The 1,144-nt window shown below is 59.4% G+C and carries 1 protein-coding gene; it reads left to right on the forward strand.

Going from position 1 to position 1,144, the window contains the following annotated elements; translation table 11 throughout:
• Nucleotides 1-11: 11 nt before the first annotated feature.
• Nucleotides 12-1,144 (forward strand): BCCT family transporter (locus ACR0I8_RS22065; protein ID WP_480703661.1); only part of this gene is annotated, 1,133 nt, incomplete at its 3' end.

Here is a 1,144-nt window from a genome sequence, read left to right on the forward strand (position 1 = left end):
GGAGGAAATTGATGTCGATTAAAGAACCGTTTACGGATTTGGACATTAAGACCGCGGATAGCGGTTTTTATGAGAATAACAGCGTTCCGATTGCGCTGATTAGTAAGGGTGTGATGGTAGCCCTTGTGCTTTGGGCGCTGATTTTTCCGGCGAACGCGAACAGCACTCTGGGCAGCTGGAACTCTCAGATCCTGGAGGTCTTCAACAGTTTCTACGTGGTCATCGTAGGTCTGTTTTTCTTCTTTCTGGCCATCGTTGCGCTGCTGCCGGCCACCGGCAAGCGGGTGATGGGCACGCCCGGCGAAAAGCCCGAGTTCTCGAATTTCTCGTGGTTCTCGATGATGTTCGGGGCCGGTCTGGGTGTGGGCCTGATGGTGTTCGCCACCGCCGAGCCTCTGGGCCTGTGGGGTTCCAACCCCGTGGTTGTTGCGGGCGACGTGCCCGGCAATGAGCCCGAGGCGGTCCAGTCGGCCTATCGCTACACCTATCTGCACTATGGCTTCCACGCCTGGGCGATCTACGTGGTGACCGGCCTGTCGCTGGCCTATTACGCCTATACGCGCAACATGCCGCTGACCATCCGCTCGGCGCTGACGCCGCTGTTTGGCAAGCTGATGAACGGTTTCCTGGGCCATGTGGTCGACGTTCTGGGCGTTGTGGCAACGATCCTGGGTGTGTCGGTCACCATCGGATATGGTGTCAGCCAGTTCATCGACGGTGTCTATGCGATCACCGGGATGGAGTGGATCATGGACCTGAGCGGTGAGGTTCCGGCCCCGTCGAAAGTTGGCCTGATTGCAGGTCTGCTGGTGATCATGGGCCTGTCGATCATCTCGGCCGTGTCGGGTGTTGGACGCGGTGTTAAGTACCTGTCGAACCTGAACCTGGTGCTGTCGATCATTCTACTGGGTACGTTTGTCGTCTTCGGCTCGTTCGTCTTTGCGATGACCACCTATGGCACCGCGCTGGTGGACTACATCCTGCACTTCCTGTCGCTGAGCTTTGGCGCCTATGGCCCGCTCTCGGCCGAGGCATTTGCCGCCGCTCTGCCGGCCGAGGCTCAGGCCCATGCGGATGCCCTGATGGGTGGCGCGACCAATGCCTGGGGCAGCTATGACGGCTTCAAGAGCGGCCTGGAAGGCGC

The sequence above is a fragment of the Ruegeria sp. BG9 genome, from assembly GCF_056538305.1.